Origin of the sequence: Mesorhizobium sp. M0045 (assembly GCF_040323385.1) — a bacterium.
Lineage (GTDB): Bacteria > Pseudomonadota > Alphaproteobacteria > Rhizobiales > Rhizobiaceae > Mesorhizobium.
On the sequence record NZ_JAMYUY010000001.1, the window covers coordinates 1 to 12,397 of the forward strand.

Below are 12,397 nucleotides of genomic sequence, written 5' to 3' on the forward strand. Positions count from 1 at the left end.
GCTGCGGCGCCGTCACAACCGAAAGGATGACGTTCTGCTCATGCAGCACCTTGTAGTGCTTGAGGCTGTGCATCAGTGCCGTCGGCGCGCTCAGCGGATCGCTGGTCAGGAACACCGCGGTGCCCGACACCAGATGCGGCTTCTTCTTCAGCAGATTGCCGGCGAGGAAATCGAGCGGGATCTCGTTCCGGCGGGTCTTGTCGAACAAATAGCGGCTACCGCGGATCCAGGTCCACATAGTCATCACGATAACTGCGGCGATGGCAAGCGATGCCCAGCCACCTTCAAACACCTTGACTATGTTGGCAGCAAAGAAGCCGGTATCGACGAAGGCGAACACGGCCATCAAGGCGATCGCGACGCCAAGCGGCCATTTCCAGATGCGCGTCATCACAACAAAAAGCAGCACATTCGTCACCAGCATGTTGCCGGTCACCGAAATACCGTAGGCCGAGGCCAGGCGGCTGGATTCGCCGAAGCCGACCACCAGCAACATCACGACCAGCGCCAGCATCAGGTTGATGCGCGGCAGATAGATCTGGCCCGACTGTTTTTCCGACGTGTGCTGGATGACGAAACGCGGCAGCATGTTGAGCTGCACCGCCTGCCTGGTCAGCGAGAAAGCGCCGGAGATCACCGCCTGGCTGGCGATGACGGTCGCCGCCGTCGCCAGCACGACCATCGGAATAAGCGTCCAGCCCTGGTTCATCTCAAAGAAGGGATGGCCGACAACGCCGCCATTTGCCAGCACGAAGGCGCCTTGCCCGACATAGTTGAGCAATAGACAAGGGAACACGATTGCCAGCCAGGCGAGGACGATCGGCTTGCGGCCGAAATGGCCGAGATCGGCATAGAGCGCCTCGGCGCCGGTGACGGCGAGGAAGACCGCACCAACCGTGACGAAGGCGACGTCGGGCGAGTTGACCAGGAATGACACGATGTAATGCGGGCTGATCGCCAGCAGGATTTCCGGATCGGCGATGATGTGGTTAATGCCGGAAAGGCCGATGGCCAGGAACCATAGCGCCGTGACTGGCCCGAACACCAATCCTACGCCGCCGGTGCCGAACCGCTGTACCGCAAACAGGATCGCCAGGATGGCCAGTGTCAGCGGCACCACATAGGGCTGAAATGTCGGCGTGACGACATTCATGCCTTCGACCGCTGATAGGACCGAGATCGCCGGCGTAATGACCGCGTCGCCGAAAAAAAGCGCCGCGCCGACGATGCCGATGCCGAGGATCACCGCCGAGCGCGTCGGAAAACTGTTGCGCGCCAGCGCCATCAGCGACAGCACCCCGCCTTCGCCTCGATTGTCGGCACGGAGCACGAACATGATGTATTTGATGGTGACGGTGATCGTCAGCGACCAGATGATCAGCGAGAGTACGCCCAGGATGTCGCCACGGTTGGCGACATTGCCACCGGCTGATGCATGCAACGCCTCTCGGAATGCATAGATCGGGCTGGTCCCGATATCGCCGTAAACCACGCCGAGCGCGCCCAGCATCAGCACCTTGGTGCTGTGCTGCTCGACCTCAGAATGGCTGGATTGTTCGACAGGTTCTGCCTCGTTACCAGCATTGGTAAGGGCCATGGACGACACTCCGATAAGCGCGCGGTGCTCTACGCTTGCTGCGCTGCAATATCAAGTGCCGTCACGTAATGGCTCCGTCCCGATATTGCGAGTCCTCCACGACTTGGCAGACTCGGTCCCATCGGCAGACTACCTGGAATGTCGCAACGGACACGTTTTAAATAGCCACCTGCGTCCCGATCTCGACGACGCGTCCGGTCGGGATCTGGAAATATTCCGTTGCATCGGCCGCCGAGCGCGCCAGCCCGATGAACAGCTTGTCCTGCCAGACCGGCATGCCGGAATTGGGCGACGCCTTGAGCGAGCGCCGCGACAGGAAGAAGGAGGTCGTCATGATGTCGAACTTCCAGCCCTGCTTGCGGCAGATCGCCAGCGCACGCGGGATGTTGGGCTGCTCCATGTAGCCGAAGGTCAGCGTCACCCGCATGAACAGCTCGTTGACGGTCTCCATCTTCACCCGCTCGCTGTCGGGCACGACCGGCTGCGGCGCCGTCACAACCGAAAGGATGACGTTCTGCTCATGCAGCACCTTGTAGTGCTTGAGGCTGTGCATCAGTGCCGTCGGTGCGCTCAACGGATCGCTGGTCAGGAACACCGCGGTGCCCGACACCAGATGTGGCTTCTTCTTCAGCAGATTGCCGGCAAGGAAATCCAGCGGGATCTCGTTCCGGCGGGTCTTGTCGAACAAATAGCGGGTGCCGCGGATCCATGTGGACATGATCAGCCCCATGCCGCAGGCGACCGTGATCGACACCCACCCACCTTCGAGGATCTTGACGACGTTTGCGAGGAAAAATCCGGTATCGATCGTGCCGAACAGCAGTGTGAGCGCGGCCGCCAGTGCAAGCTGCCATTTCCACCGGAACCGCATCACCACGAACAGCAGGATGGTCGTCATAAGCATTTCGCCAGTCACCGAAATGCCATAGGCGGAAGCTAGCGAACTCGAACTGCCAAAGCCGACCACCAGCAACATCACGCCCAGCGCGACCACCAGATTGACCCGCGGCATGTAGATCTGGCCGGACTGCATCTCGGAAGTATGCTGCACCTCGATACGTGGCAGCAGATTGAGCTGCACCGCCTGACGGGTCAGTGAGAAAGCGCCGGAGATCACCGCCTGACTGGCGATCACCGTCGCTGCCGTGGCCAGCCCAACCATGGGCATTAGCGCCCAATCCGGCAGCATCTGGAAGAATGGATTGGTGGGTTTGCCGCCGTTGGCAAGAACGAACGCCCCTTGTCCGAAATAGTTGAGGAGCAAACAAGGAAACACGACAGCAAACCATGCCAGCACGATCGGCCTGCGCCCGAAATGGCCGAGATCGACATAGAGGGCTTCGGCCCCGGTGACCGCCAGGAACACTGCCCCGACCGTGACGAAAGCGCCGGTGGGCGTATTGGCCAGATAAGCGATCGCGTAATAGGGATTGACCGCCAGCAGGACCGACGGATCGTCAAGCAGATGGTAGACCCCGGCGGCGCCGATGGCCAGGAACCACGCTGCCGTCACCGGCCCGAACACGGCCGCCACCCTGCCGGTGCCGAACCGTTGCACGGCAAAGAGCATTGCCAGGATGACAAGAGTGATCGGAACGACAAAGGTTTCGAGCGTCGGAGCCATCACTTCCAGGCCCTCGACAGCCGAAAGCACGGAGATGGCGGGCGTTATTATCGCGTCGCCGAAAAAAAGCGCCGCGCCGCAAAGTCCGATCCCCAGAATGAACGGGGCTCCCTTTGGATAAGCACTACGCGCAAGCGACATCAGTGACAGCGTGCCGCCCTCGCCCTTGTTGTCGGCTCGGAGCACGAAAGCGACGTATTTTATCGTGACGATGATCGTCAGCGCCCAGACGATAAGCGACAGCACGCCGAGGACGTCGTTGCGCGCTACCGGTCCCGACGACGCGTGCAGCGCTTCCCGAAATGCGTAAATTGGGCTGGTGCCGATATCGCCGTAAACCACGCCCAACGCGCCCAGCATCAGCACCTTGGTGCTGTGCTGCTCGACGGTGGAGTGGCTGGATTGCTCGATGGGTTCTGCCTCGCTACCAGCGTTGGCAAGGGCCATGGACGACACTCCCATAGACGTTCGGTGCTCTATGCCGCGGGGATGGAAAGGGCGCGCTGCCATGCCGGGGACGCAGGGCTATCGGCTCGCCTCTCTCTACCAGCCACAAGCCTTCAGAAACCGCCTGACCGTTCCAGCCATGCCATACTCCAACGCGTCGGCTGTCAACCCATGCCCGATCGACACTTCGGCCAATGCCGGGATGCGCCTGGCCAGTGCCGGCAAATTGCTCACCACAAGGTCGTGCCCGGCATTGACCTGGAGCCCTGCGGCTAGTGCGGCATCCGCCGTCTTTCCCAATTTCTCCAATTCCTTCGCCGCTTTTGCCGAATCGGAATGATAGCTGCCGTATGGACCCGTATAGAGTTCGATCCGGTCGGCGCCGGTGTCGCGAGCGGCTTTCGCGCCATCGGGGTCAGGATCGGAAAACAGCGACACGCGAAAGCCTCCCTTCTTCAGGCGCTTGACAACCGGTGTCAGGAACGCCGCCTCGGCGGCGAAGTTCCAGCCATGATCGGAAGTCGCTTGCGCCGGGTCGTCAGGCACCAGCGTCACCTGCTCGGGCTGATGCCTTTCGACAAGCGCCAGGAACTCCTCGGTCGGATAGCCCTCGATGTTGAATTCCGCATTCGGGAACTCGTCGTCGATCAGCGCCCTGATCTGCGGCAGATCGGAATGCCTGGTGTGCCGCTCGTCGGGTCGCGGGTGCACCGTCAGCCCATGCGCGCCGGCGGCAAGGGCAATGCGTCCGAGCCCGGTCACGCTTGGCCACGGCAGGTCCCGCCGGTTGCGCAGCATGGCGATGGCGTTGAGGTTGACGGAAAGCTTTGCAGGCATTTGCACGGTTCCAGACTGATCTCGGCGCGCATCTATACCGCCTTTAAGGGGAATAGACAGAGGGTTTCAGGTGTTCCAAGGTGAACTAAGAAAATCGAGCGCAAGGAGTTGCCTGTTGAATTTTCTCGATGCCGTGCCGGCGGTCCGCCGCATCGATACCGATCGCGAAGACCTCCTCGCCATCGATGTCGTCGGCCATGTCGCAGCGGCCGACGCCGAAAACCTGTTCGGATTGCTGGAAGCGGCCTACGCGCTGCACTCGAAAATCGACGTGCTGGTGCGCCTGATCGATCATGAGGGTGTCGACTGGACCGATGTGTCGGACGAGACGATCGAACAGGGCATAGCTCATGCAGTGGAGCATATCAGCCGCTGCGCCGCGGTCGGTGAGCCGAACTGGATAGCCGAGGCAAGAGCCTTTCTGCCTACCTCTGTGCCTATCGAACTCCGGCATTTCGAGGCCAAGGACGAGGCCGCCGCTTGGGAATGGCTTGGCGCCAACCCGATCGCCCAGCGCTGATGCGGCCTATCGGACGATCGTCAGCCGTTCGGCCGCGCGCGTGATAGCGGTGTAGAGCCAACGCTGCCGGGTTTCCTTGAACGCCCAGCTTTCGTCGAAAAGCACGATCTCGTTCCACTGCGACCCCTGCGCCTTGTGCACGGTCAGCGCGTAGCCATAGTCGAAATCGTCGAAACGCTTCTTCTGCTGCCAGGGAATGTCGGCGTCCGGATCTTCGAACGCCGCCTTGAGCAGCTTGATCTTGGCGACGCCGCGATCCGGGTCGTCTTCCTCCGGCGAAACCAGAAGATTGATGCCGGGCTTGACCGTCTCGCGCGACGAGGTCATCACCTTCCACAGCGAGCCGTTGAGCAGTCCCTTGGCCGGATCGTTGCGCAGGCAGACCAGCTTGTCGCCGGCTTGCGGATAATCGGCGTTGAACCCCTTCAGCTCGCGCAGCCGCTGGTTATAGCGGCGGCGCGTGCGGTTGGTACCGACCAGCACCTGGTCCGCCTTCAGCACCAGTTCCTGGGTGACGTCTTCCTTGCCGATCACTTGCGCCGCGCCATAGTCGCCGCGCATGAACTCGCGGCCCTCGCGCACGTCGAGCGCCAGCCTGATGATCGGGTTGTCGCGCGCCTGGCGGTGGATTTCGGTGAGCAGAATGTCCGGCTCGTGGTCGGTGAAGAAGCCGCCGCCGGAGATCGGCGGCAACTGGCCGGGATCGCCAAGCACCAGGATCGGCGTGCCGAAGCTCATCAGGTCACGGCCAAGCTGCTCGTCGACCATCGAGCATTCGTCGATGACGACGAGCTTGGCTCGCGAGATCGGGCTCTGCCGGTTGAGCGAAAAGGTCGGCGACATCGAGGTTTTGCCGGTCACCTCGTCCGCTACCGATTCCTCGCCTTTCGGCCGGTAGATCAGCGAATGGATGGTACGGGCATTGACCGCGCCCTTGGAACGCAGCACCTGCGCCGCCTTGCCGGTAAACGCGGCGAACTGCACCTGGCCGTCGACATGCTCGGCGAAATAGCGCGCCAGCGTCGTCTTGCCGGTGCCGGCATAGCCGAACAGCCGGAACAGCTGCGGCTTGCCGGCTTTCAGCCAGCCGGCCACTGCCTTCAGCGCCTCGTCCTGTTGAGGAGAGAATTCCATCAGCGCGACAGACCGGATTCGCGAGGGAAAGACAAGGTGAGTGCCATCACCATCAAATTTCACCGCCGGCAACTGCGCCGCTGCGACAGGATTATCAGTGACGAACAGGAACGTAAAGAGAACAAACCAGGCGACCGCAGCTTACCGAACCCGCCGTGGATCGTTCTCCAGCAGGATCGGCTTGCCATGCGGCGTTGCGTGCGCGGCGCGTTCCCAGGCAGCGGCAATGGTGTCGACGTCTTTCTTGCCGGCAATGCCTTTGGCCGACAGCAGCTTTTCCAGCGCCGCCAGCCAGTGCTCGTAGTAATCGCGACCGTCGCGCGCGGCGCCCGGCCGCTTCACCTCTGCCGACAAAGCATCCGCCCATTCGCTCCACGAAAACAACCCGTTATCGTGCAGTGCTACCGTCATGGCAAAGGCCTCTGCTTGCCACGGCTCGGCAAACACAGGCGCCTCGACACCGGCTGGCGGCATAGCGGCGATTGAGCTCGTCTCACGCCGGCTCAAGGTAGTTCTCCCAGGCATCGATCGAAACGACAAGTGTCGGGTCGGCGCCCTCGCCCCAGATTTCGCTGCCGGTGAAGGCCACCGTATAGACCCATTGCGGGTTTTCACCCTGGCCGTGCGCGTTTGTGTCGGGAAAAACAAAGCCGCCGCGCACAGCCTCGACGACACCTTGCTTGCCGCGTGCATAGCGCGGGAGCCTGGTGTGGCCCGTCGGATGGAAATTCTTCGTACGCACAGTGTCGCCCGCCTTGAACCGCGCCGGCATAGCGACCGGCCGGTCGCAAGGCCCGCCCTTGGCCAGCACCGCCGGAACATCTTTAGCCTTCAGCACCCGTTTGGGTGTCGCTGCCAGGTCGACTGCGTCGCCCGTGGCCAGGTCGCGGTCGCCGACGAAACCATGGCGTTTGAGCAGCACCTCCAGCGCCTTGATCCATATCTGGTAGTAGCTGGAGGCATAATAATCCGCTGGATGCAGCGATTCCCGCGCGTGCCGGCTCTCGTCGATGTTCCAAGCGCCCATGGCGCCGGCGCACAACGTCACGCCCAGCGCCCGCCTTTCCCAATCGGCATGGAAATAGGGTTCGTCCGGTTCTGGCGCGACCGGCCCGAAACCCATCTGGCCGCCGAGATCCTGCGGCCCGTTCATGCCGGCTCCCGCGCCAACGCGGTGCCGATCATGGCATCGCGCGTCACAAGATCGGCGAGCCGTCCCTCATCCCAGCCCTCGGTGCCCCTTGGCTGCATAGGCACCACCAGATAGCGAAGCTCGGCGGTCGAATCCCACACCCGGATTGTTGTCGTCGCCGGCAAGATCAGCCCGAATTCCTCGAGCACGCCGCGCGGATCGATCACTGCGCGCGAACGGTACGGCGGCGCCTTGTACCAGACCGGCGGCAGGCCGAGCACCGACCACGGATAGCAGGAGCATAGCGTGCAGACGACCAGGTTGTGCGTGTCGGCCGTGTTGAAGACCGCCTGCATGTGCTCGCCTTGCCGGCCGGTGTAGCCTAGCGATTCGATTGCCGCCGTCGCGTCACGCTTCAGCCATGCGGCAAAGGCGGGATCAACCCAGGCTTTCGCCACCACCTTTGCGCCGTTGCGCGGCCCGATCTTGGTCTCGTAGGTGTCCACTATGACATCGATCGCCGCCGGATCGATCAGGCCTTTGCGGGTGAGAATCGTCTCCAGCGCGCGCACGCGCGCCGCAAAAGGATCAAGCTCGTTCTCGTGGTGGTGATTATGCGGCATGGCGTCAAATTACGATCGCGGACCCCCGGCCGCAAGCACCACGGCTTGGGCCAGCGCTATTCGGCTGCCGCCTTTTGCGGCACTGGTTCTTCCTCCTCGTCGAACAGTGACGGCTGGTCGACCGCTTCGACCGGCCTCGGCTCGCCTCGGCGCCGCGCCCACAGCCTGACCAGCCAGCCGGAAAAATGCTCCATGTAGACGTAGATGACGGGCGTGACGAACAGCGTCAGTGCCTGCGAGGCGACCAGACCGCCGACCACCGCCACGCCGAGAGGCTGGCGCAGTTCCGCACTGGCGCCGGTGCCGAGCGCGATCGGGATGGTACCCATCAGCGCGGCAAGCGTGGTCATCATGATCGGCCGGAAGCGCATCAGGCAGGCCTTGTGGATGGATTCGACAGGCGACATCCCCTCGCGCCTTAGCTCGAGCGCCACGTCGATCATCATGATGCCGTTCTTCTTGACGATGCCGATCAGCATCAGGATGCCGATCACCGCGATCACCGACAAATCCATCCCCGCCAGCCGCAGTGCCACCAGCGCGCCAAGCACCGCCGAGGGAAGCCCGGTCAGGATGGTAAGCGGATGGATGAAGCTCTCATAGAGCATGCCGAGAACGATATAGATGGTGAGGATCGCGCCGCCGATCAGCAGTCCCTGGTTGGAAAGCGAATCCTGGAAGGTCTTCGCCGTGCCCGAGAACGTGGTCGAGATCGTCGGCGGCATGCCGATCCTTTCCTTCAGCGCATTGATGTGGCTCACGCTGTCGCCGAGGGCTACGCCCTGCGGCAGATTGTAGGAGATGGTCACAGCCGGAAGCTGGCCGAGTTGGTTGACGGTCAGCGCACCAGCGGTCCGATCGACGCGGGCGAACGCGCCGAGCGGCACCAGGCTGCCGCTCGCCGTTCTCACCTTGATGGCCAGCATCCGCTCGGGCGACCACTCGATCTTCGGATCGAGTTCCATGATCACGTCGTAGCTGTCGGCCGAGCCGAAGATGGTCGACACCTGCTGGGTGCCGAAACCGCCATAAAGGCTGGAACGCAGCGTGTCGGTATCGACGCCGAGCGTCGCCGCCTTGTCGCGGTCGATCACCAGCGTCGCCTGAAGCGCATTGTTCTGCAGGTCATTTGTGACGTCGGTGAAGGCGGCATGGTCGGCAGCCATCGCGTCCGTCAGCTTCTGCGCCCAGACGTTCGTCAGGCGGGTATCCAGGCCCTGCACGGCAAGCTGGTAGGCACTCGCCGAAGAACGCGCGCCGAGCCGCAGGTTCTGCACCGGCTGCATGTAGGTTTCGATGCCGGGCACGTTGGCAAGTTGGCGCCGCAGATCCGAAAGCACCTTGTCGATGTTCGGTCGCTGGTCCTTGTCTTTCAGCTGCACAAACAGCTGGCCCTGGTTGAGCGCATTGCTTCCACTGCCCGCCGACCAGCCGACATGCGCGACGTAGGGCGAATGGGTGAAGACATCCGCCACTTGCCCCTGCAGCTTCACCATGGCGTCAAACGAAATATCCTGGCGCGCAATGGTCGTCACTGAGACCTGGCCGATATCCTCCTGCGGGAAAAAGCCCTTCGGCGAGATCTGGATCAGCCACACCGACAGCCCGGCGGTCACGAGGAAGACAAGGAAGACAAGGAAATTGTGGTGCAGGCAGAATGTCAGCAGCCTGTCATAGCCCCGTATGAAGACGTTTTGTCTGTGGTCCCCGCCATGCGCTGCTTTCTGCTCGGCTTTCGATAATGACAGCAGCCGCGAGCACAGCATCGGTGTCAGCGTCAGCGAGACGAACATCGACGCCAGGATGGCGACCGTCACCACCACCGCAAATTCGTTGAAGATGCGCCCGATCACGCCGCCCATCAAAAGCACTGGAATGAACACGGCGACCAGCGAGATCGAGATCGAGATGATGGTGAAGCCGATCTCGCGCGCCCCCTTGAGCGACGCCTCGAGGGCCGAGAGCCCGTCCTCCTCCATATGGCGGAAAATATTTTCCAGCATGACGATGGCATCGTCGACGACAAGGCCGACCGCCAGCGTCAGCCCCATCAATGAGACGTTGTCGATGGAAAAGCCGAACAGGTACATCACACCCAGCGTGGCAATGAGCGAAATTGGCACCGCCACGGCGGGGATGACCGTCGCCGTCACCCGGCGCAGGAACAGGAAGATCACCATCACTACCAGCGCGATGGTGAGCAGCAGCGTGAACTGCACGTCATCCACCGCCTCGCGGATCGACGTCGAGCGGTCGTTGAGCAACTGGATGCTCGCCGCCGCCGGCATCTGACCCTCGAAGGAAGGCAGCATCGCCTTGACGCGGTCGACGACATCGACGGTATTGGCGTCCGGCTGACGCTGCACCGCCATGATGATGGCGCGGGTGCCGTCGTACCAGCTTGCCGTCGTCGTGGTCTCGACCGAATCGATGACGCGGGTCACCTCGCCGAGCCGCACCGGATGGCCGTTCTTGGTTGCGATGATGATGTTGGAGAATCCCGCCGCGTTGGTCAGCTGCGTGTTCGCGGTGATCGTCAGCTGCTGTTTGTTGTTCTTGAGCACGCCGAGCGGCGTGTTGCTGTTGGCCGAGGCAATGGCCGCCTGCAGCTGGTCGATCGAGATGCCGCGAGCGGCGAGCGCCGTCGGATCGATCTGGACGCGTACGGCATATTTTTGCTGGCCGTAAATCGAAACCTGCGCAACGCCATCGATCGTCGACAGCGATGGCGAAATCACATTCTCGGCAAAGGCATCGAGATCGGTCAGCGGAATGGTGTCGCTGACCAGCGACATCAGCAGGATCGGCGCGTCGGCTGGATTGACCTTGCGATAGCTCGGCGGGCTGGTCATCTCCGGCGGCAATTGTCGCTGCGTGCGTGCGATCGCCGCCTGCACGTCGGCGGCGGCGTCGTCTATGTCGCGGTTGAGCACGAACTGAATGGCGATCGAGGTCGAGCCGAGCGAGTTGGTCGTCGAAATCGAATCGATGCCGGCGATGGTGGCAAACTGCTTGATCAGCGGCGTTGCCACCGAGGTCGCCATGGTTTCCGGCGAGGCCCCGGGCAGCGAGGCCGAGACGTTGACCACCGGAAATTCCGCGCTTGGCAGTGCCGCTACCGGCAGGAATTTGTAAGCAAATAGCCCGCCCAGAACCAGAGCGAACGACATGAGCAGCGTTGCGACCGGCCTGCGGATGCAGAATTCGGAAATCATGGCTGTGTTCCGCCCGTCCGGTCAGCCTCGGCGACCTTCGGAGCCGCCTGGTCGCCGGTGCCGGTCGAAGCCTTGCCTTCGCGCACCGCCGCACCGTTCTTCAGCTTGGTCTGGCCTTCGACGACGACACGCTCGCCGCTTTTCAATCCTTGGCTGATCGCGGTGTTGGCGCCTTCTGTCAGCGCGACCTGCACCGGCCGCATTTCAACGGTGTTGTCCGGCTTGATCACATAGACGAACGGTCCCTTCTGGCTGGGCTGGACGGCAACCGTCGGAACCGACGTCATTTGCGGCATAATGCCGGCATCGAGCACGACATTGACATATTGGCCCGGCCACAGCGAAAGATCGGGGTTGGGCACGCTGGCCCGCGTTGCGATCGTGCCGGACGCGGTATCGACGGAGGAATCGACGAAATCCAGCGTTCCCCTGCCGATCGGCTTCGGGTCGCCATCCTTGGTCAGCGTCACCGCGCCTTGCTGCGGCGCGGCCAGCGCTTTGTGCAGTAACGCAAGATCGCTTTCGGGGAGATTGAAATTCACCTGCAACGGGTCGACCTGCGTGATCGTCACCAGCGGGGTCGACGTGCTGCTGCCGTTGCTGGTGGTGACGAGATCACCGACGGCGACGCTGACCGCGCCAAGCCTGCCGGAGATCGGCGCCCTGATCGTGGCGAAGCCAAGTTGGATTTGGTCCGCATCGATCGTTGCCTTGTCGGCGTCGACGGTGCCCGCTGCGGATTTCTGCGCCGCGACAGCCTGATCGTAGGTCTGCTGTGTGCCGGCCTGCCTGGCGACAAGATTTTTGGCCCGCTGAAGATCGGCCGTGGCGCTGGCAAGCAGCGCCTGATCTTTTGCGAGCGTCGCCTGATCACGTGCCAATTGCGCCTTCAACGAGCGATCGTCCAGCGAGAACAGAAGGTCGCCTGCCTTCACCATCTGTCCGTCCTTGACCGCGATTGCGACGATCTGGCTCGAGACCCGTGCGTTGATGCTGACCACGGCAGGAGAGGACACGAAGCCGATGGCATAGCGCCGGACCGGGAAATCGGCCGTCGAGGCGGTGGCGGCAACCACCGAAGTCGAACGCGCGGCGCTTGCCGCTGCAGCGGGTTTGTCCGCCGCCGCCGTCTGCTTCGCCGACAGCAGATGCTGAAGATCGCTCATTGCGCTGGGCGAAAGATAGAGCCACGCCGCGGCAACGCAGGCTGCAGCGATCACCGCAAATACGATCTTTCCGCGCATCGACAAAAGGCCTCTCGATCCGAC

General features: G+C 62.5%; 10 protein-coding genes. 1 reads left to right on the forward strand and 9 read right to left on the reverse strand.

Features of this window, described 5'->3' with window-relative positions; translation table 11 throughout:
• From NKJ72_RS00005 to NKJ72_RS00015, 3 genes are all read right to left on the reverse strand, one after another.
• Window positions 1-1,597 (reverse strand): potassium transporter Kup (locus tag NKJ72_RS00005; RefSeq protein WP_352475307.1); only part of this gene is annotated, 1,597 nt, incomplete at its 3' end.
• Between the two features lie 157 nt (window positions 1,598-1,754).
• Window positions 1,755-3,668, reverse strand: a complete 1,914-nt coding sequence (locus NKJ72_RS00010; protein WP_352475308.1) for a potassium transporter Kup — start codon at window positions 3,666-3,668, stop codon at window positions 1,755-1,757.
• 96 nt (window positions 3,669-3,764) lie between these two features.
• Window positions 3,765-4,505: a pyridoxine 5'-phosphate synthase gene (locus tag NKJ72_RS00015; RefSeq protein ID WP_352475309.1), complete on the reverse strand. Its 741-nt coding sequence runs from the start codon at window positions 4,503-4,505 to the stop codon at window positions 3,765-3,767.
• 115 nt (window positions 4,506-4,620) lie between these two features.
• Between NKJ72_RS00015 and NKJ72_RS00020 the strand changes: the two genes are divergently transcribed.
• Complete coding sequence (locus NKJ72_RS00020) at window positions 4,621-5,025, forward strand: SpoIIAA family protein (RefSeq protein ID WP_352475310.1); 405 nt, start codon at window positions 4,621-4,623, stop codon at window positions 5,023-5,025.
• 6 nt (window positions 5,026-5,031) lie between these two features.
• On the opposite strand, the gene NKJ72_RS00025 is transcribed toward NKJ72_RS00020, so the two are convergent.
• The 6 genes from NKJ72_RS00025 to NKJ72_RS00050 all read right to left on the reverse strand — a co-directional run bounded on the left by NKJ72_RS00025 (window position 5,032) and on the right by NKJ72_RS00050 (window position 12,373).
• Entirely contained in the window at window positions 5,032-6,159 is a 1,128-nt protein-coding gene (locus tag NKJ72_RS00025) for an ATP-dependent DNA helicase (protein WP_023720791.1), read from the reverse strand.
• 141 nt (window positions 6,160-6,300) lie between these two features.
• Complete coding sequence (locus NKJ72_RS00030; RefSeq protein WP_254819096.1) at window positions 6,301-6,633, reverse strand: nitrile hydratase accessory protein; 333 nt, start codon at window positions 6,631-6,633, stop codon at window positions 6,301-6,303.
• A gap of 19 nt (window positions 6,634-6,652) precedes the next feature.
• The gene (gene nthB, locus NKJ72_RS00035) at window positions 6,653-7,312 is read right to left on the reverse strand and encodes a nitrile hydratase subunit beta (RefSeq protein WP_352475311.1); all 660 of its coding nucleotides are present in this window, start codon (window positions 7,310-7,312) and stop codon (window positions 6,653-6,655) included.
• Window positions 7,309-7,914, reverse strand: a complete 606-nt coding sequence (gene nthA, locus NKJ72_RS00040; protein WP_352475312.1) for a nitrile hydratase subunit alpha — start codon at window positions 7,912-7,914, stop codon at window positions 7,309-7,311. Before nthA ends, nthB begins: the two co-directional genes overlap by 4 nt.
• Before the next feature lie 56 nt (window positions 7,915-7,970).
• Window positions 7,971-11,129: an efflux RND transporter permease subunit gene (locus tag NKJ72_RS00045; RefSeq protein WP_352475313.1), complete on the reverse strand. Its 3,159-nt coding sequence runs from the start codon at window positions 11,127-11,129 to the stop codon at window positions 7,971-7,973.
• Entirely contained in the window at window positions 11,126-12,373 is a 1,248-nt protein-coding gene (locus NKJ72_RS00050) for an efflux RND transporter periplasmic adaptor subunit (protein ID WP_352475314.1), read from the reverse strand. The genes NKJ72_RS00045 and NKJ72_RS00050 overlap by 4 nt, the downstream gene beginning before the upstream one ends.
• Between the last annotated feature and the right edge of the window lie 24 nt (window positions 12,374-12,397).

What these genes read in the sequence shown, in the direction of transcription:
- NKJ72_RS00030 (WP_254819096.1), bottom strand. Translation starts at nt 6,633, where the DNA reads ATGCCGCCAGCCGGTGTCGAGGCGCCTGTGTTTGCCGAGCCGTGGCAA.
- NKJ72_RS00025 (WP_023720791.1), bottom strand. Translation starts at nt 6,159, where the DNA reads ATGGAATTCTCTCCTCAACAGGACGAGGCGCTGAAGGCAGTGGCCGGC.
- NKJ72_RS00015 (WP_352475309.1), bottom strand. Translation starts at nt 4,505, where the DNA reads ATGCCTGCAAAGCTTTCCGTCAACCTCAACGCCATCGCCATGCTGCGC.
- nthA (WP_352475312.1), bottom strand. Translation starts at nt 7,914, where the DNA reads ATGCCGCATAATCACCACCACGAGAACGAGCTTGATCCTTTTGCGGCG.
- nthB (WP_352475311.1), bottom strand. Translation starts at nt 7,312, where the DNA reads ATGAACGGGCCGCAGGATCTCGGCGGCCAGATGGGTTTCGGGCCGGTC.
- NKJ72_RS00010 (WP_352475308.1), bottom strand. Translation starts at nt 3,668, where the DNA reads ATGGCCCTTGCCAACGCTGGTAGCGAGGCAGAACCCATCGAGCAATCC.
- NKJ72_RS00045 (WP_352475313.1), bottom strand. Translation starts at nt 11,129, where the DNA reads ATGATTTCCGAATTCTGCATCCGCAGGCCGGTCGCAACGCTGCTCATG.
- NKJ72_RS00050 (WP_352475314.1), bottom strand. Translation starts at nt 12,373, where the DNA reads ATGCGCGGAAAGATCGTATTTGCGGTGATCGCTGCAGCCTGCGTTGCC.